This is a genomic window from Gordonia polyisoprenivorans NBRC 16320 = JCM 10675 (assembly GCF_000241325.1).
GTDB lineage: Bacteria > Actinomycetota > Actinomycetes > Mycobacteriales > Mycobacteriaceae > Gordonia > Gordonia polyisoprenivorans.
This window is the reverse complement of sequence record NZ_BAEI01000004.1, coordinates 43,857-61,468: the sequence shown is the minus strand read 5'-3', so window position 1 is coordinate 61,468 and position 17,612 is coordinate 43,857. Positions and strand designations below refer to the sequence as shown.

The following is a 17,612-nucleotide window of genomic DNA, read 5'->3' as shown; positions in this document are numbered from 1 at the left end:
ATGCCGTCCATGAGCATGGCCGCGGCACTCGATGCCGCGACGACCACCGAGATCACCGACGTCGAGGTGGTGAGCACCCTGTTGTCGGCGTCCGGCGCCGATCTGCATGCGCTGCAACGGATCGCCGCCGATCTCCGCGACGAGGGCCTTGCGGCCGTCGGACGATCCGGGCAGGTCACCTACTCGCGCAAGGTGTTCATCCCGCTGACCAAATTGTGCCGCGACCGATGCCACTACTGCACCTTCGTGACGATCCCGGGGAAGCTCGCCCGCGCCGGTGCGGGCATGTACCTCGAACTCGACGAGGTCGTCGACATCGCACGCAGGGGTGCCGAACTCGGTTGCAAGGAAGCGTTGTTCACTCTCGGTGACCGCCCGGAGGATCGGTGGCCGCAGGCCGCGCAATGGCTGTCCGAGCGTGGTTACACCTCCACGCTGGATTACGTCCGCGCCGCCGCCATCGCGGTCCTGTCACAAACAGGACTGTTGCCGCACCTGAATCCGGGTGTGATGAGCGCCGAGGAGATGACCGCCCTTCGCCCGGTCGCGCCGTCGATGGGCATGATGCTCGAGACCACCTCGCGCCGACTGTTCACCGAGAAGGGCATGCCTCATTACGGCAGCCCCGACAAGGATCCCCTGGTACGGCTGCAGGTGTTGCGTGATGCGGGTGCCCTCGGGATTCCGTTCACCACCGGAATCCTCGTCGGCATCGGTGAAAGTCTCACCGAGAGAGCGCAATCGTTGCTTGCGATGGCCGAGATCGCCGCGGCCGGCGGGCACATCCAGGAAGTGATCGTGCAAAACTTCCGGGCCAAGCCGGACACCGCGATGCGTGGTACCCCGGACGCGGAGATGACCGAGTTCCTCGCCGCGGTCGCGACCGCGCGGATCGTGCTCGGTCCGCACATGCGTATCCAGGCGCCGCCGAACCTCGTGTCGGCGGCCGAGTGCGAGGCACTCATCGCCTCCGGCGTCGACGACTGGGGTGGGGTGTCACCGCTGACGCCCGATCACGTCAATCCCGAACGTCCCTGGCCCAACCTCGACGTGCTCGCCGATCTCACCGCCGGCGCCGGGTTCACCCTGACCGAACGTCTCACCGCGCAGCCGCCGTACATCCTCGACGCGTCGTCCTGGATCGACCCGGCACTGCACGAGCACGTGGTGGCCCTGAGCGATCCGCACAGCGGTCTGGCTGCCGACCGGATTCCGTCACCCCGGGCGTGGTCGTCGGTGGCGTGAGCGGTCTGGCTGCCGACCGGATTCCGTCACCCCGGGCGTGGTCGGCGGTGGCGTGAGCGGTCTGGCTGCCGATCGTGAGCGGGGCGCCGCTCACCAGTGTCTCTCGGTGACCCCGCCGCCGTCCGGCCGATAGTCGGCGCAGCGTACCCATTGCGGTCGGACGCGCACGTGCACGATGTCGGGATCGGCCGCCCGCTGCCGTCCGTCCGGATACTGCGCGAAGTACGCGTCCCGGCATCGCTGCGCAGCCTCGCCGTGCGGAATGTCCGCCCGCCCCTCACATTGCACGGTGATTTCCTCGGTGGTGCCGACCACGAGGGCGACCCGGGAATCGGCCGCGAGATTGGCGAACTTGCGGGATGACCGTGAGGTGTCGAAGACGATCTCCGCGGCGTCGGTGACGGCAATCCCGACGAGCGCCGCCTCGGGTGCTCCGTCCGGCGAGACGGTCGCGACGACCCCGAGCGGGTGGGAGCGAATGAAGGCGATGAATTCGGTCGGGGTCATCGGGGTCGGCGATTCACCGGGGATCGTGATGTGCCGCGAGGGCCCGATATCCCCCGATGACATCGGTGGCGCGGTGTAATCCCAACTGCTGCAACGATGCCGCCGCCAGGCTGGAGGTGTATCCCTCCGAGCACAGGATGATCCACCGCACGTCGTGGTCGACGGCCTGTGGGATCCGTGCGTCGCTGGCCGGATCACATCGCCATTCCAGGACGTTGCGTTCGATGACGAGTGCCTCGGGAACCTCACCCTCGGCGGCACGTTGCGCGGCCGGGCGGATGTCGACGAGCACGGCACCGGCGGCGAGTTCGGCGTCGAGATCCTCGGCAGGCAGTCGTTGCAGGGACTCCCGCGCGACGAGCAGCATGTCGTCGATGGTCATCGGCATGGGTTCACGATAGGCGTTCTATTCCGGTTCGTCGGTCAGTTCGGTCCGGGTCCGGCGGAGTGCGCCGCCTTCGGTCACCTCGTAGAACGACATCGCGGTCAATGGCGGGGAGTAGGCGTGGACGCTGAGCGTCGGGCCGCTCGGAGTGGCCACCGAGGTATCGCCCGTCGGGACGGTGAGACCACGCGCCGGCGGGATGCTCCCGTGGTGCTGAACGTCGTGGACCCAGCCCAGCGGGAAAGCCGCCTGATCGCCGGCCGAGAGGATGCGCAGCGCGAGATCGTCACCGGTCCAACGGTATTCGCGCAGTGCGCCGCTCAACACGGTCAGTGCGCCCAGCGATCCGGCGTGGTCGTGCAGGTCGGTCGAGCGGTCCGGCGTCCAGCTGATCAGCCACAGGTCGAGGTCGTCGTCGGATTCCAGACGGGTCGACCACCGCTCCACCGGGTCCCAGGCGGTGGGCAGCAGGTGGTCGTAACGTCCGTCGAGGACGTCGGCGACGCCCTGGTCGGTGATCCGCAGCAGGTCTGCCGGGCGCAGCCGGGTCGGTAGGTGGGCAGCGGTGTGGCGGGCAGAACGGTCCGGGCGGAGCGTGCGGGGTGGCTGGGTACGAGATGGCTGGGTACGGGAGGGCAGGGTCGAGGTCATGAGTTCTCCTGTGAACGAGGGTCGAGGGGAGTGCGCCGGATACGGTGACGGCCGCGACATCGCCTCGATGGAGTGCTCACGCGACCAGGGTGACCGCGGATCGGCGTGAGCGGGAGGGTTCTCCTCACCCTGGGCGCAACCGGGACCCGGTGTGATCTGTGACTCAACGACCGTCGGTGAGCAGGGGCGGGTGTGGGAGGGCCGCCCGGTGGGCAGATACTCTAGGGCAACACGTGTGTGCGGTCTTTCAGAGCTGCGGATTGCCGCTGCATGCGTGCTCGGCGCGACCAGCCCTCGCGTACATCTCGGCCCGCCGCGCGACGGCGGCCGACCGAAGTGCTTGCAGCAAAGGAGTGTGTGGTGACCTACATCATCGCGGAACCCTGCGTGGATGTGATGGACAAGGCATGCGTGGAGGAATGCCCGGTCGATTGCATCTACGAAGGTGGTCGCAGTCTCTACATCCAGCCGGATGAATGTGTGGACTGTGGTGCCTGCGAGCCGGTGTGTCCGGTGGAGGCGATCTTCTACGAGGATGACGTCCCCGACGAATGGGATCCGTACGTCAGTGCCAATGCCGACTTCTTCGACGAGCTGGGCTCGCCGGGCGGTGCCAGCAAGGTCGGTAAGACCGATTTCGACCCGCCCTTCATCAAGCAGCTGCCCCCGATGAACGAGGACGAGGACTGAGCTCGCGGTGACCGGTGACCGTCCGGCCCGACGCCGGGTCAGTGCCGCCCTTCCCGACTTTCCGTGGGACACCCTGGCCGAGGCCAAGGCCACCGCGAACTCTCATCCCGATGGCATCGTCGACCTCTCGGTCGGCACCCCGGTCGATCCCGTCGATCCGGTCATCCGTGAGGCCCTCGCACAGGCCTCGGAGTTCCCGGGCTATCCGACGACGATCGGGACCACGGCTCTGCGCGACGCCGCAGCCGCGGCGCTGGGTCGTCGCTACGGCGCCGTCGGCGTGGACGAGTCGAGCATCCTCCCGGTGATCGGAACCAAGGAGGCCATCGCCGGGGTGGTCGCGACGCTCGGTGTCGGCGTCGGCGAGATGGTCGTCATCCCGGAGGTCGCCTACCCGACCTATGAGGTCAGTGCCCTGCTGGCCGGTGCGACACCGGTGCGTGCCGATTCGACGGTGGCGCTCGGGCCGGCGCGCCCGGCCGTGCTGTTCCTGAACTCGCCGTCCAACCCGACCGGCAAAATCCTCGGGATCGACCACCTGCGCAAGGTGATCGAGTGGGCGCGCGAACGCGGGACCGTCGTCATCTCCGATGAGTGCTATCTCGGTTTGTCGTGGGACGCCGAGGCCGTCTCGGTGCTCGACCCGCGTGTCTCCGACGGCGATCACACCGGGCTGCTCGCGGTGCACTCGTTGTCGAAGATCTCCAACCTGGCGTCCTATCGTGCGGGTTTCTTCGCCGGTGACCGGGAACTGATCGCCGAACTGCTGGCCGTACGCAAACATGCCGGGCTGATGGTGCCGTACCCGATTCAGGCGGCGATGACCGCAGCGCTCACCGACGATGCGCACGTCGAGGTCCAGCGTGCCCGCTATGCCAAACGCCGGACCGAGCTGGCCGCGGCGGTCCGCGCAGCCGGTTTCACCATCGACCACTCCGAAGCCGGTTTGTATCTGTGGGCCACCCGCGGCGAACCGTGCCGGGAGACCGTCGGCTGGCTTGCGCAGCGCGGCATCCTTCCCGCGCCAGGGGACTTCTACGGACCCGCGGGCGTCGACCACGTGCGGATCGCGCTGACGGCGACCGATGAGCGCATCGCCACCGCGGTACAACGACTGGCCTGAGCCGCGACCGCAGGTGACATTGGCCGAGCGCTCTGCGAGACCGGCGACGTGCTGGCGCGCCGACACCGCTCCCGGCGAGTCGGTCATCCTGCCCGACGGATGCATGGACCTGATCTGGACCGGCGAGGAGCTCCTGATCGCGGGCCCCGACACCGGGCCGTATGTCTTCGGCACCGACCGGCGCCGGGACATGACCGGACTGCGCTTCGCGCCCGGGTACGCGCCCGGACTCCTCGGCGCCCCCGCGTCGGAGTTCCGGGATTCGCGGGTGCCGCTGAGCGATCTCTGGCCGTCGTCGGACGTGCGACGCTGGGAGGACACGCTCGCGGCCGCCGACGACGTCGGGGCCGCGCTGTCCGCGCTGTGCGACGCCACGCCCGGTCAATCACCCCCGCCGTGGGTGCCGACGTTGCCCTTGATGCTTGCACGCGGTGTCCCGGTCTCCGCATGCGCCGACACGGTGTCGGTATCGGCGCGCACCCTGCATCGGATGTCGTTGCAGCACTTCGGGTATGGCCCCAAGACGCTCGCCCGGATCCTGCGGATGCGGACTGCGCTGGCGCTACTCGACGACGCCGGGGAGGATCTCAGCGGTATCGCTGCGCGCGCCGGGTACGCCGACCACGCGCACATGTGCCGCGACTTCGCCGAACTCACCGGCGCGCCGCCGACGGCGTGGACCGGCGGCGCTCAGACCAGCGGACTGTAGAGGTCGACGGGGTTGCCGTCGGGGTCGGCGATGACCGCATACCGCTGATGCCAGACGGCGTCGAACGGTTCGAGTATCGACCGGTGCCCGGCGGCGACGAGCGTTGCGTGCTCGGCATCGACATCGGTCGGGGTCGCGCAGGCGAACGCGAGCGCGATCCGATGGCCACCCGTGGGCTCGGTCCACCCGGGCATGAACGAGCCGACGACGGCGCGGGTGTCGAAGAGAATCCTCATCGGGCCCACCGCACTCTCCGCGTGGGGGGCATCGGCGGCGCCGGGCTCGAATTGCAGACCCAGAAGCGTATAGAAATCGACGGTGGCCGCCATGTCGGCGACGACGATGGACAGGGCATCGAGGATCGGTCCTGTAATGCGTGCGGTGTCGGTCATGCGATCACCGTATGGTCACCGCACCCCGGGTGTCTTGAACGTTTCGGACAGGTCCCCGGCGCGCTGTGGTGTGTGTCAGTTCTTGTGCAGGGCCTCGTTGAGGGCGATGCCGTCGCCCTTCCAGGGCACCACCTCGACGGCGCCGTTGAGGCTGTTGCGACGGAACAGCAGATTGGACTGGCCTGCGAGGTCGCGGGCCTTGACGGTGGTGCCGTCGGGCCCGGTGACCTTGGTGCCCGCGGTGACGTAGAGGCCGGCCTCGATGACGCAGTCGTCGCCGAGGGGGATGCCGCAGCCGGAGTTCGCGCCGAGCAGGCAGCGCTTGCCGAGGACGATGCGCTCCTTGCCGCCGCCGGACAGCGTGCCCATCGTGGATGCGCCGCCGCCGATGTCGGAGCCGTCACCGACGACGACACCTGCGGAGATACGGCCCTCGACCATCGATTCGCCGAGAGTGCCGGCGTTGAAGTTCACGAATCCCTCGTGCATGACCGTCGTGCCGGGCGCGAGGTGTGCGCCGAGCCGGACGCGGTCGGCGTCGCCGATGCGCACACCGCCGGGCGCGACGTAATCGACCATGCGGGGGAACTTGTCGATGCTGTACACGGTCACGTTGCCGCGGGCGCGCAGTCCGGCGCGGATCTTCTCGAATCCCTCGACCGGGCAGGGGCCGTGATTGGTCCACACCACGTTGGCGAGAAGGCCGAAGATGCCGTCGAGGTTGGTGCCGTGCGGCGCGACGAGACGATGCGAGAGCAGGTGTAGACGCAGGTAGACGTCGTAGGCGTCGACCGGTGGCGCCGAGAGATCGGCGATCGTGGTCGATACGGCTACGGTCTTGACCCGGCGGACCGCGTCGATACCGACCAGGTCACGAAGATCGCCGGGGGTCGCGGTGTCGTCCAGGATCGTCGTGCCGCTCTGCTCACTCGTACCGAGTTGCGGCTCGGGGAACCAGACGTCGAGGATGACGCCGGGATCAGCGGAACCCCCGTTGGTCACCGTGGCGATTCCGACTGCGTGTGCACCATTGTTCGTCACGGCACCCGAGCTTACCGGTGGGGCGCCGTGCGGTCGGCAGCCGGATCACGCCGCCAAGTCAAGCCGCGGCGGAGCCGCCAGATCAAGCCGCGGCGGAGCCGCCAGATCAAGCACCGTGTCGATAGTCGCGCAGGTAGTGCTCCGTCTCGGTGTCGGTGTAGTCGGGGATCAGTGCGCTGTGATGCAACTTCCGGCCCAGCATGGTCATGGTCGTGGCGGCCACACCGAAGGCCACCAGCCCGACGACGGCGGCGGTGACGGCCAGCGCGGTGTTGCCGACCACCACCGACACGAGCAGCACGGCGAGGCTCGCGAAACCGACGATGAGCAGGAAGAACGCCAACACTCCCAAAGGATGCTGACCGTGGGAATCGTGAAAACGATGGGAATCATGAGAACGAGCGGACATGGCGATCATCTCCTCGGTTCGAACACTCCGCTACACCTCCACGCTACGACGGTCACGACAGCCGAGTAGGCGTTTCGCCGATCATCTCCGGACACGATCGAGCCATCATCCGAACGGCCGAACGCGCTGGTCGCGACCGTGCGATGTCCGTATTGTCGCATCATGGCCGAACGTGGACTCCGGACTCCGCACCAGGGCGGGCGGGCCCGACGCCGGCGATGGCCGTGGGTGCTCGCCGGGCTGGCAGTGGTGGTGATCGTCGTGGTGGTGATCGGCGGCGTGATCTTCAAGCCGTGGTTGGTCTTCGTCGACACCGAGATCGCCGACGAGATCCCGGTCGCCGCGAGCGGTACGCCGGCGTCGGGCGCGCCACCGGCCACGCCCGTGGTGCTCTCGTCCGGGACCTTCATCAGCCACGAACACGACACCACCGGCACCGTGTCGATCATCGAGAAGCCGGATGGCTCAAGGATTCTCGCCATCGAGAACCTCGACACGACCACCGGCCCCGATGTGCATGTGTGGCTCTCGGCCGGGGAGGTGATCGGCGGCTTCGCCGGCTGGCGTACCGCAGGTGGCGCCCCGCGCGTCGACCTCGGCCCGATCAAGGGCAACCGTGGCGACCAGGTGTATGCGGTGCCCGCGACCACCGACCTCGCCCGGTTCCCGGCGGTGGTGCTGTGGTGTGTGCAGTTCGACGTGTCATTCGGCGCCGCCGAGCTTCGACCTTCATGACCCCTGTCGTGCAACCCGTGCGATGTAAACCACGCGGGTGTAACCCTTTTCGGCGCCGCGCCATCGGCTTCGTTACGGTGGGGGCGTGAATGCTCTCGACCTCCATGGCGATCCGATCGACCTGACCGCGGCGCTGGTCGACATCCACAGTGAATCCCGGGACGAAACGGCCATCGCCGACGCCGTCGAATCCGCGCTCCGGGAGCAGACCACCGGCTTCGAGATCGTCCGTCACGGCAACCGGGTGCTCGCGCGCACCGACCGGGGGCTCGACAGCCGGGTCATCCTCGCCGGGCACCTCGACACGGTGCCGGTCGCGGGAAATCTGCCGAGCCGGCGCACCGACGACACCGCCGAGGGCGAGGTCCTGCACGGGTGCGGAACCGTGGACATGAAATCCGGTGACGCGGTGTTCCTGCATCTCGCGGCGACGCTGGCCGATCCGCGCCACGACCTCACGCTCATCTTCTACGACTGCGAGGAGATCGCCGCCGAGTACAACGGGCTGGGGGTCATCGAACGTGAACTGCCGCAGTGGCTTTCCGGCGACGTGGCGATCCTCGGGGAACCCACGGCCGGGCAGATCGAGGCAGGATGCCAAGGCACTCTGCGGGTACGCCTGACAGCGACCGGGACGCGGGCACATTCGGCGCGAGCGTGGATGGGCGACAACGCGATTCACAAGCTGGGGGAGGTGCTCACCACCCTCGCCGGGTACTCGCCGCGCCGCGTCGACATCGACGGATGCGAGTACCGCGAGGGGCTCTCGGCCGTCGGGATAGGCGGCGGGGTGGCCGGCAACGTCGTACCCGACGCCGCCCACGTCGACGTCAACTTCCGTTTCGCGCCCGACCACAGCATCGAGAGCGCACTCGACCACGTTCGCGAGGTGTTCGCCGGGCCGCTCGCCTCCGGTGCGGTGACGCTCGAACTCACTGATTCCGCCGCAGGCGCGTTGCCCGGCCTGTCGCATCCGGCTGCTGCGGCACTCGTCGACGCCGCGCAGGGGCGATTCCGCGCCAAGTACGGCTGGACCGACGTGTCACGATTCTCGGCTCTGGGTATTCCCGCGGTGAACCTCGGACCGGGGGACCCGAGCCTGGCCCACCGGGTCGACGAACGCGTCCCGGTCGCCCAGATCCGCGAGGTCACCGAGTTGTTGCGGACCTACCTGAGCTGAACTGACGCGCACCGGGTTCCCGTCGGTGCGGCGGGGACATCGGCCGGGCGCGCTAGCGTTACGCCCATGACGACTTCTGGCAGCGAGACGACTTCTGGTAGCGAGACGACTTCTGGCAGCGAGCCCGCCGAGCGTGATCCGGTCACCGACGTCGACATCGAGGATCAGCAGGGCACCCGCTACATCGGCCCCATGCGCGTGCGCCGCACCGACGGCGACGAGCGCACCACCGACCGTCGGCTGCTCGAGTGGGTCGATCCGCGCGACGCCGAGCGCCGGGCCGAGCGCACCATGCGCGACTCGTGGCGCGTGTTGCGTATCCAGTCGGAATTCGTGGCGGGTTTCGATGCCCTCTCCGACGTCGCCGAGGCGGTCACGGTATTCGGGTCCGCGCGACTACGACCCGGCTCACCCGACTACGAGCTCGCGGTGCGCGTGGGCCGAGCCCTCGGCGCGGCCGGCTACGCCGTGATCACCGGCGGTGGGCCGGGCGTCATGGAGGCCGCGAACAAGGGAGCCCACGAGTCGTCGGCGACGTCGATCGGACTCAACATCGAGCTGCCGTTCGAGCAGCATCTGAACCCCTGGGTCGACCTGGGCATGAACTTCCGCTACTTTTTCGTCCGCAAGACGATGTTCGTGAAGTACGCCCAGGCCTTCGTCTGTCTGCCCGGCGGTCTCGGCACGCTCGACGAGCTCTTCGAGGCGCTGACCCTGGTGCAGACCAAGAAGGTGGTCCGGTTCCCGATCGTGCTCGTCGGCCGCGAGCACTGGGCCGGGCTGCTCGCCTGGATGCGCGAGGTCCTCGTCGCCAAGGGGATGGTCTCGCCCGAGGATCTCGATCTGGTGACCGTCGTCGATGAACCCGACGAGGCGGTCGAGGTCATCCGGGCGGCGGCGCAGCGCCTCGCCGCGCGTGGCGAGGCCGACTGACCGGCTGCCCCGACCGGCACGGCCCCGGCCACGCACGGAACGCACCGGCCGGGCGACACGAACACTCCATTCGCCGACCATGAGGTCCGCGGACAGACAGCGAGAGAGTGGGGGACTGATGAGCGCGATCTGCGTGTACTGCGCGTCGGGACGCAATGTGGGGCAGGAGTATCTGGATCTCGCGGCCGAACTCGGCACCGCGATCGGGGCGGGCGGACACACGCTGGTCTCCGGCGGCGGCAATGTGTCGATGATGGGTGCGGTCGCCGACGCCACGCGCGCGGCCGGCGGTACGACGGTCGGGATCATCCCGCGGACCCTGATGCAGCGTGAGGTCGCCGACCTCGACGCCGATGAACTCGTCATCACCGACACCATGCGGGAACGCAAGAAGCTGATGGACGATCGGGCCGACGGTTTCATCACGTTGCCCGGTGGTATCGGCACGCTCGAGGAGTTGTTCGAGACGTGGACCGGTGGATTCCTCGGCATGCACACCAAACCCGTGGTGCTGCTCGACCCGGTGGGTTTCTACACGCCGCTGTTGTCGTGGTTACAGGGTCTGGTGGCGCCGGGATTCGTCGCACAGAGTTCGCTGGACCGGCTCGTCGTCACCGATTCGGTAGAGGGTGCGCTGCGTCATGCTACTGCCCGGTAAGGTGTGCACACGAGCTGGCGTCGTGTGTTCGCGGCGGACAGCGCGCGCCATCGTCGTCCAACCGGAGAGCGAGTAAGTCGATGTCGTCCCAGGACACCGTCGGAATCACAGATCTGTTCAAAGGCGTGCTCAAGATGGCGCCGCAGGCGCCCCAGATGATCAAGCACGCACCCGGGTTGATCAGGCGGCCCGCTGACGCCAAGCGCACCATCGGCCTGATCTTCCAGCAGCACGCCGCCAACCACCCGGACCGGCCGTTCGTGCGGTTCGGCGGTAAGTCGACCACCTACGGTGAGGCCAACCGGACGGTGAACCGCTACGCCGCGGTGCTCGCCGAGAAGGGTGTGCAGACCGGCGACGTGGTGGCGATCCTGTCGAAGAACTGCCCAACAGATCTGTTCGTGATGCTCGCGACGGTCAAGCTCGGCGCGATCGCCGGGATGATCAACTACAACCAGCGCGGCAACGTCCTCGAGCACAGCATGAAGCTCCTCGGGGCCCGGGTGTTCGTCCATGACCCGGATTGCGCGGAGGCCTTCGAGTCGATTCCCGAGAGCGCACTGCCCGAGCACGTTCTCGACTTCGCCGCACTCGATGCCGCGGCGCAGGGACGGTCGGAGGCCGACCCGCAGGTCACCGCGACCCTGCCGGCATCCACCGAGGCGTTCTACATCTTCACCTCCGGGACCACCGGCCTGCCCAAGGCCAGCGTGATGAGCCACAACCGGTGGCTGGCCAGTCTCTCGGGTATCGGCGGCCTCGCGGTGCGCCTGCGCGCCAGCGACACCATGTATGTGCCATTGCCGCTCTATCACAACAACGCACTGTCGGTGTCATTGTCCTCGGTGCTCGCCTCGGGCGCCTGTATCGCCATCGGCAAACACTTCTCGGCGTCGAAATTCTGGGACGACGTCATCCTCAATCGCGCCACGGCGTTCTGCTACATCGGTGAGTTGTGCCGTTATCTGCTGGCGCAGCCGGAGAAGCCGACCGACCGCGCCCACAGCGTGCGTCTCGTGGTCGGCAACGGCATGCGCCCCGACATCTGGGACGAGTTCCGCGAGCGGTTCGGCATCGACCGGATCGTCGAGTTCTACGGGGCCAGTGAGTTGAACCTGGTGTTCGTCAACGCCTTCAGCGCCAGCCGCACCGCCGGGTTCTGTCCGTTGCCGTACGCGATCGTCGAGTACGACGAGGACGGCAAGCCCAAACGCAACGCCGACGGTCGGCTGACCAAGGTGAAGCGCGGCGGAACGGGCCTGCTCATCTCCGGCATCAACGACCGCGTCCCGATCGACGGCTACACCGATCCGGAGGAAACCGAGAAGAAGATCGTCCGCGATGCCTTCAAGGACGGCGACGCCTGGTTCAACTCCGGTGATCTCGTTCGTGACCAGGGCTTCAGCCATATCGCCTTCGTCGACCGACTCGGCGACACGTTCCGCTGGAAGGGCGAGAACGTCGCGACCACCGAGGTCGAGGCCGGGCTCGACGGCCACCCGTCGATCGCGCAGTCGGTGGTCTTCGGCGTCGAGGTCCCGGGCACCGACGGCAAGGCCGGAATGGCGGCGGTGACGCTGCGCGAGGGTGCGAGCTTCGACGGCAAGGAGATGGCGTCGCACCTCTACGAGGCCCTGCCGTCGTATGCGATGCCGCTGTTCATCCGGATCGTCGGTCAGCTCGAGGCCACCTCCACGTTCAAGAACCGCAAGGTCGAGCTGCGCGACGAGGGTTACGAGAAGGTCGGCGACGACCCGCTCTACGTGCTCGCCGGACGCTCCGACGGATACGTCGAGTACTACGACTCCTATCCCGACGACGTCGCTGCGGCCAAGGCACCCAAGAACTGAGTGCTTTCGTAGTCTGGTCGCCATGGACGCGCGACGTGTGAAGTACGGGGGCGAGACCCTGTGCGGCCGTCCGGTCGCCGCCGATCGGGCGCTGGTGATGGCGATCGTGAACCGCACACCCGATTCCTTCTACGACCGCGGGGCCAGTTTCACCGACGACGCGGCCAAGGAACGGGTCGACCGCGTCGTGGCCGAGGGCGCCGACATCGTCGACATCGGCGGTGTCAAGGCCGGCCCGGGCGAGGAGGTCGACGCCGCGGGGGAGATCGCGCGGGTGGTGCCGTTCATCGCCTGGATTCGTGATCGCTACCCCGATCTGCTCATCAGCGTCGACACCTGGCGCAGCGAGGTCGCCGATCAGGCGTGTGCGGTGGGCGCCGACCTCATCAACGACACCTGGGCCGGAGCCGACCCGGGACTGGTCGAGGTGGCCGCCGCCCACCGGGCCGGGATCGTGTGTTCGCACACCGGCGGCGCGGTGGTGCGGACCCGACCGCATCGGGTCGCCTACGGCGATGCGGTCACCGACGTCGTGGCCGATGTGCTCGAAGCGGTGACGTCGGCGGCCCGTCGGGCCGAGGCCGCGGGTGTTGCCCGTGACTCGATCGTGATCGATCCGACGCATGATTTCGGCAAGAACACCCACCACGGGCTGACCTTGTTACGTCACGTAAAAGATCTTGTTAAGACAGGTTGGCCGGTGCTGATGGCGCTGAGCAACAAGGATTTTGTGGGGGAGACTCTGGGAGTGGACCTCGAACACCGGGTGGAGGGCACACTCGCGGCGACCGCTCTGAGCGCTGAACACGGCGCCCGGATCTTCCGCGTCCACGAGGTCGCCGCCACCCGCCGCGTGGTCGACATGGTCGCCGCGATAGCGGGCACACGGCCTCCAGCCAGAACAGTCAGGGGACTCGCATGACCAAGAAGGTACGTCGAACCCAGAACCGCCCACACGTCGCCGGTCGGACACCGACGGCATCCACCGGTCGGGACAAGGCCGCCATGTGGCCGGCGCCCGCAGACACCGCCGACCGGGGTTCGTGGTCGACCACCCACACCTGGGAACAACCGGACTGGACGATCGACGACCTCGTCGCCGCCAAGGACGGACGCACGGTATCGGTGGTCCTGCCCGCCCTGAACGAGGAAGAAACCGTCGCCGACGTCATCGCCACCATCCGGCCGCTGCTCGGAACACTCGTCGACGAGCTGATCGTGCTGGACTCCGGGTCCACCGACGCAACCGTCGAACGGGCGCGGGCCGCCGGCGCCGAGGTGATCAGCCGCGAGGACGCGGTCCCCGAACTCGAGCCCGTCAAGGGCAAGGGCGAGGTGCTGTGGCGCTCGATCGCCGTCGCGACCGGTGACATCATCGCCTTCGTCGACTCCGACCTGATCGACCCCGATCCGATGTTCGTGCCGAAGATGCTCGGACCCCTGCTGGTGAACCCCGACATCCAGCTGGTCAAGGGCTACTACCGCCGCCCCCTGCGCACCGGGGGCACGCAGGACGCGAACGGCGGCGGCCGCGTCACCGAACTCGTCGCACGGCCACTGCTCGCCTCGCAGAAACCCGAACTCACCGCGGTGCTCCAGCCCCTCGGCGGGGAGTACGCGGGCACCCGCGAGATGCTCGCCTCGGTGCCGTTCGCGCCCGGATACGGCGTTGAGATCGGCCTGCTGATCGACACCTACGACCGGTACGGCCTCGAGGGCATCGGCCAGGTGAATCTCGGGGTGCGCACCCACCGCAACCGCCCGCTCATCGAGCTCGGCGTGATGAGCCGCCAAATCGTGGGCACCCTGATGCGCCGGTGCGGCATCGAGGATTCGGGCGTCGGGTTGACGCAGTTCACCGCGGAGCCCGACGGCACGTTCACCCCGCACACCACCGACGTCTATCTCGAGGACCGTCCGCCGATGAAGACCCTGCGCGCGGTCGACATCGCCGCCGACGACGAGGAGATCGCCTCGTAGGCCGCTCGCCTCGCCCGGCGGGCGCTCGCCTCGGGCCGTGGTGATCGCGACGTGGCACCAGGCCACGGCGGCGCGGCCGGTCACCTCTCTGACACCATGGGATCATGCAGACCCTCTTGCTGTACCTGCTGATCATGGCGGTCGTGGTGGCCGTCGTCTTCGCCGTGGTCTGGTTCGTGTTCGGTCGCGGTGAGGACCTTCCACCGGTCGACGCGACCTCGACGCTGACCCGTCTTCCGCGGAACGGGATCAACGGATACGACGTGCGCGCACTGCGGTTCGCGCTCACCGTCCGCGGGTACAAGCAGAGCGAGGTCGACTGGGCGCTGGCCCGGCTCGCCGACGAGATCGACGATCTCCGCGCGCTGATCCAGCAGCTGCAGGACCGCGACGCCGCGTCGGTGCACCCGGTCGCCGCCGGCATCGGTCGTCACGAGGCGGGCACGGCGTCCGCGGGTGTCGAGGACCCACAGGGGGCCGCCTTCGAGTCCCTCCCGGAGGGCGCCGGGGCGGCTTCTGCCGACCCCACTGCCGGGTCCGTGACCGAAACGCGTGACTGACATGCGGGCGCGTGGGCATCTGCAGGTCGGCGCGCCACGTATCATTGCTCTGGCGGCAACCACCGTCACCGGCCGCATGGCCGCGATCCGGGCTGCGCCGTCATGTCGGAACGATCGTCCGGCGACGGCCGGGAGCCCTCGGCGACGCGAGACTCTGAAGGGAGTTTGAGAATGGCGGCGATGAAGCCACGAACTGGAGATGGGCCACTGGAAGCGGCCAAGGAGGGACGTGGGATCGTCGTGCGCATTCCGATCGAGGGTGGTGGACGTCTGGTGGTCGAGCTGACCCCGGACGAGGCCGCGGCTCTCGGCGAAGAACTCCGCGGGGTCACCGGCTGACCGGGTCGCAGGCCCGCTCGGCGCTGACCGAGCTACTTCCCGACCTGAGGTGTCCGATCTGCACGGATGCCCTGGATCTCACCGCCGACCACGCCGCGCTGCGGTGCGGTCGGCGCCATTCCTTCGACATCGCCCGCCATGGCTACGTCGCGCTCCTCGACGGGCGCTCCGGTGCGCTCCGTGCCGACACCCCGGAGATGGTTGCCGCTCGACTCCGTGTGCACGACGCAGGCGTCCTGTCGCCGGTCGTCGAGGCCACCGCCACCGCGGTCGCCGACCTGTGCCCTGCCGATCTGTGCCCCGCCGACGAGCCGTCGCCCCTGATCGTCGATCTCGGGGGCGGCCCGGGTGTGTACCTCCGTGCGTGCCTGCGCCGGGCCCCGAACGCGCGTGGGGTGGTCATCGACCTGTCCAAGGCGTGCGCCCGGGCGGCGGCGCGTGGCGAGCCGACCACCGCGAGTGTGGTCGCCGACGTGTGGCGGCAGATCCCGATGCGGTCGGGTTCGGCAGCGGTGGCGCTGTCGGTGTTCGCCCCGCGCAACATCGCCGAGACCGCGCGTGTCCTACGCGCGGATGGTCATCTGGTCATCGTGGCCCCCCGTCCCGATCACCTGACCGAACTCGTGGGTCCGCTGGGCATGCTGACGGTGGGACCGGACAAGGACGATCGGATCGATGCCGCGTTGTCACCGGCTTTCGACATCGTCGACCGGCGGGTGGTGCAGGAGACACGCACGGTGACCGCGCCGACGATCGCCGACCTCGTCGCCATGGGGCCCTCGGCATTTCACCACAACCGTGCGCACATCGACGAGGTGGCCGACGCCGTGGCCGGCGCTCACGGTGGCAGCCTGCAGATCACCGTCGCGGTCACCGTCACGGTGTGCCGCATTCGCGGTGACCGGCCCCATCCGTCGGGGCCGGATTTCAGCGTGTGACTGCCTGATACACCCCGAGGGTCTGCTCGGCGATCGCATCCCAGGAGAACTCCGCGGCGGCCCGCTCGCGTCCGGCCTTGCCCATCGATTCGGCGGTCGCCGGATCACGCACCACCGCATTGACGCCGTCGGCGAGCCCGCGCTCGAACGCAACCGGATCGGCGGGGTCATAGGGGACGAGGACGCCGGTGACGGCGTCGCGGACCACCTCGGGAATGCCGCCGACTGCCGAGGCCACCACTGCCGTTCCGCAGGCCATGGCCTCGAGGTTCACGATGCCCAGTGGCTCGTACACCGACGGGCAGACGAATACCGTTGCCGCGGTGAGAATTTCCCGGATGCGCGGGAGTGGAAGCATTTCCCGGACCCAATGCACGCCGTGGCGCGCGGCCGACAGCGAGGCGACCGCAGACTCGACCTCCGCACCGATCTCCGGGGTGTCCGGTGCTCCTGCGCACAGGATGAGCTGCACGTCGGGATCGAAATGGTGGGCGGCCGCGACGAGATGGGCGACGCCCTTCTGTCTCGTGATCCGGCCGACGAAAGCCGCGATCGGCCGTTCGGGGTCGACGCCGAGTGTGGTCAACGTCGAGTCCGGACCGAACGGGTCGTCCACCGCGAACCACTGCGACGTGTCGATCCCATTGCGTACCACGTGGACTCGATCGGGATCGAGGCGCGGATAGGTCTCGCATACGTCGTTGGCCATCCCGGAGCTGACCGCGATCACCGCGTCGGCGTACTCGACGGCGTTGCGTTCCACCCAGCTCGACACCCGATAGCCGCCACCGAGTTGTTCGGCCTTCCACGGCCGCATCGGTTCCAGTGAGTGTGCGGTCAATACATGTGGCACACCGTGCAACTCGGCCGCCAGATGCCCGGCGAGACCGGTGTACCAGGTGTGCGAGTGCACCAGGTCGGCACCGGCGGCACCCACCGCCATCCGCAGATCGGCAGACAGCGTTGTGATCGCCGCATTGGCGCCGTCGAGCCCCGGGTCGGGCGCGTAGACCGTCGCGGTGTCCCGCGGTTGTCCCATGCAGTGCACGTCGACCTCGATCAGTGCGCGCAGGTGTCGCACCAGTTCGGTCACGTGGACTCCGGCACCACCGTAGACCTCGGGTGGATACTCCCGTGTCATCATCGCCACCCTCATGACGACGACGCTAGTGCCCGCGCGCGCAGTTCGCCACGAAAGCGGGGCAAACTCGGCGGTAGCCGGATGTCGTCGAGGCGAGAACATCGCGAACATCAATGGATCGAGGTGTGTGTTCGTCTGGCCCGTGC

General features: G+C 68.3%; 21 protein-coding genes. 14 read left to right on the top strand and 7 right to left on the bottom strand.

Annotation, left to right across the window (positions count from 1 at the left end):
* Entirely contained in the window at window positions 1–1,245 is a 1,245-nt protein-coding gene (gene cofG, locus GOPIP_RS01100; RefSeq protein WP_006367644.1) for a 7,8-didemethyl-8-hydroxy-5-deazariboflavin synthase CofG, read from the top strand.
* Between the two features lie 90 nt (window positions 1,246–1,335).
* Here cofG and GOPIP_RS01095 read toward each other — a convergent pair whose 3' ends face one another.
* From GOPIP_RS01095 to GOPIP_RS01085, 3 genes are read right to left on the bottom strand one after another with little or no spacing between them, the layout of a single operon-like run.
* Window positions 1,336–1,752: a pyridoxamine 5'-phosphate oxidase family protein gene (locus GOPIP_RS01095; protein ID WP_006367643.1), complete on the bottom strand. Its 417-nt coding sequence runs from the start codon at window positions 1,750–1,752 to the stop codon at window positions 1,336–1,338.
* Between the two features lie 13 nt (window positions 1,753–1,765).
* The gene (locus tag GOPIP_RS01090; RefSeq protein WP_006367642.1) at window positions 1,766–2,140 is read right to left on the bottom strand and encodes a rhodanese-like domain-containing protein; all 375 of its coding nucleotides are present in this window, start codon (window positions 2,138–2,140) and stop codon (window positions 1,766–1,768) included.
* A gap of 18 nt (window positions 2,141–2,158) precedes the next feature.
* On the bottom strand, window positions 2,159–2,788 hold the full coding sequence (locus GOPIP_RS01085) for a cysteine dioxygenase (protein ID WP_006367641.1): 630 nt from the start codon (window positions 2,786–2,788) through the stop codon (window positions 2,159–2,161).
* Between the two features lie 357 nt (window positions 2,789–3,145).
* On the opposite strand from GOPIP_RS01085, the gene fdxA reads away from it, so the two are divergent.
* Genes fdxA through GOPIP_RS01070 form a run of 3 tightly spaced genes read left to right on the top strand, consistent with a single transcriptional unit; the run spans window position 3,146 to window position 5,310 of the window.
* Window positions 3,146–3,478, top strand: a complete 333-nt coding sequence (gene fdxA, locus GOPIP_RS01080; RefSeq protein ID WP_014360612.1) for a ferredoxin — start codon at window positions 3,146–3,148, stop codon at window positions 3,476–3,478.
* A 7-nt stretch (window positions 3,479–3,485) separates the two neighbouring features.
* A complete protein-coding gene (dapC, locus tag GOPIP_RS01075) occupies window positions 3,486–4,601 on the top strand; it encodes a succinyldiaminopimelate transaminase (protein WP_006367639.1) in 1,116 nt (371 codons plus the stop codon).
* Window positions 4,564–5,310, top strand: coding sequence for a helix-turn-helix domain-containing protein (locus GOPIP_RS01070; protein WP_210739580.1), 747 nt, complete (start codon window positions 4,564–4,566; stop codon window positions 5,308–5,310). Before dapC ends, GOPIP_RS01070 begins: the two co-directional genes overlap by 38 nt.
* On the opposite strand, the gene GOPIP_RS01065 is transcribed toward GOPIP_RS01070, so the two are convergent.
* From GOPIP_RS01065 to GOPIP_RS01055, 3 genes are all read right to left on the bottom strand, one after another.
* Window positions 5,292–5,702, bottom strand: coding sequence for a VOC family protein (locus tag GOPIP_RS01065; protein ID WP_006367637.1), 411 nt, complete (start codon window positions 5,700–5,702; stop codon window positions 5,292–5,294). The two genes, GOPIP_RS01070 and GOPIP_RS01065, sit on opposite strands and share 19 nt — an antisense overlap.
* A 75-nt stretch (window positions 5,703–5,777) precedes the next feature.
* Window positions 5,778–6,743 carry a 2,3,4,5-tetrahydropyridine-2,6-dicarboxylate N-succinyltransferase gene (dapD, locus tag GOPIP_RS01060; RefSeq protein WP_006367636.1) on the bottom strand — a complete coding sequence of 322 codons (966 nt, stop codon included), beginning with the start codon at window positions 6,741–6,743 and terminating at the stop codon, window positions 5,778–5,780.
* A 106-nt stretch (window positions 6,744–6,849) separates the two neighbouring features.
* The gene (locus GOPIP_RS01055; RefSeq protein WP_026919991.1) at window positions 6,850–7,152 is read right to left on the bottom strand and encodes a hypothetical protein; all 303 of its coding nucleotides are present in this window, start codon (window positions 7,150–7,152) and stop codon (window positions 6,850–6,852) included.
* Window positions 7,153–7,380: 228 nt separating this feature from the next.
* On the opposite strand from GOPIP_RS01055, the gene GOPIP_RS01050 reads away from it, so the two are divergent.
* The 10 genes from GOPIP_RS01050 (at window position 7,381) to GOPIP_RS01005 (ending at window position 16,325) form a co-directional block, all read left to right on the top strand.
* Window positions 7,381–7,887 (top strand): DM13 domain-containing protein, encoded by a 507-nt coding sequence (locus GOPIP_RS01050; RefSeq protein ID WP_006367634.1) that lies wholly within the window; start codon window positions 7,381–7,383, stop codon window positions 7,885–7,887.
* 85 nt (window positions 7,888–7,972) lie between these two features.
* Entirely contained in the window at window positions 7,973–9,067 is a 1,095-nt protein-coding gene (gene dapE / locus GOPIP_RS01045; protein ID WP_006367633.1) for a succinyl-diaminopimelate desuccinylase, read from the top strand.
* Window positions 9,068–9,133: 66 nt separating this feature from the next.
* Window positions 9,134–10,000, top strand: a complete 867-nt coding sequence (locus GOPIP_RS01040) for an LOG family protein (protein WP_006367632.1) — start codon at window positions 9,134–9,136, stop codon at window positions 9,998–10,000.
* A gap of 118 nt (window positions 10,001–10,118) precedes the next feature.
* Window positions 10,119–10,658 carry an LOG family protein gene (locus tag GOPIP_RS01035; RefSeq protein WP_006367631.1) on the top strand — a complete coding sequence of 180 codons (540 nt, stop codon included), beginning with the start codon at window positions 10,119–10,121 and terminating at the stop codon, window positions 10,656–10,658.
* An 80-nt stretch (window positions 10,659–10,738) separates the two neighbouring features.
* Window positions 10,739–12,508 (top strand): long-chain-acyl-CoA synthetase, encoded by a 1,770-nt coding sequence (locus tag GOPIP_RS01030; RefSeq protein WP_006367630.1) that lies wholly within the window; start codon window positions 10,739–10,741, stop codon window positions 12,506–12,508.
* A gap of 22 nt (window positions 12,509–12,530) precedes the next feature.
* The gene (folP, locus tag GOPIP_RS01025; RefSeq protein ID WP_006367629.1) at window positions 12,531–13,430 is read left to right on the top strand and encodes a dihydropteroate synthase; all 900 of its coding nucleotides are present in this window, start codon (window positions 12,531–12,533) and stop codon (window positions 13,428–13,430) included.
* Window positions 13,427–14,488, top strand: a complete 1,062-nt coding sequence (locus GOPIP_RS01020) for a glucosyl-3-phosphoglycerate synthase (protein WP_006367628.1) — start codon at window positions 13,427–13,429, stop codon at window positions 14,486–14,488. The genes folP and GOPIP_RS01020 overlap by 4 nt, the downstream gene beginning before the upstream one ends.
* A 104-nt stretch (window positions 14,489–14,592) precedes the next feature.
* Window positions 14,593–15,048: a DivIVA domain-containing protein gene (locus GOPIP_RS01015; protein ID WP_006367627.1), complete on the top strand. Its 456-nt coding sequence runs from the start codon at window positions 14,593–14,595 to the stop codon at window positions 15,046–15,048.
* 171 nt (window positions 15,049–15,219) lie between these two features.
* A complete protein-coding gene (locus GOPIP_RS28110) occupies window positions 15,220–15,387 on the top strand; it encodes a DUF3117 domain-containing protein (RefSeq protein WP_006367626.1) in 168 nt (55 codons plus the stop codon).
* 56 nt (window positions 15,388–15,443) lie between these two features.
* On the top strand, window positions 15,444–16,325 hold the full coding sequence (locus GOPIP_RS01005; protein ID WP_370530219.1) for a putative RNA methyltransferase: 882 nt from the start codon (window positions 15,444–15,446) through the stop codon (window positions 16,323–16,325).
* Here the strand turns inward: GOPIP_RS01005 and glgA are convergent.
* Window positions 16,315–17,481, bottom strand: coding sequence for a glycogen synthase (glgA, locus tag GOPIP_RS01000; protein WP_205741419.1), 1,167 nt, complete (start codon window positions 17,479–17,481; stop codon window positions 16,315–16,317). The genes GOPIP_RS01005 and glgA overlap by 11 nt on opposite strands.
* Between the last annotated feature and the right edge of the window lie 131 nt (window positions 17,482–17,612).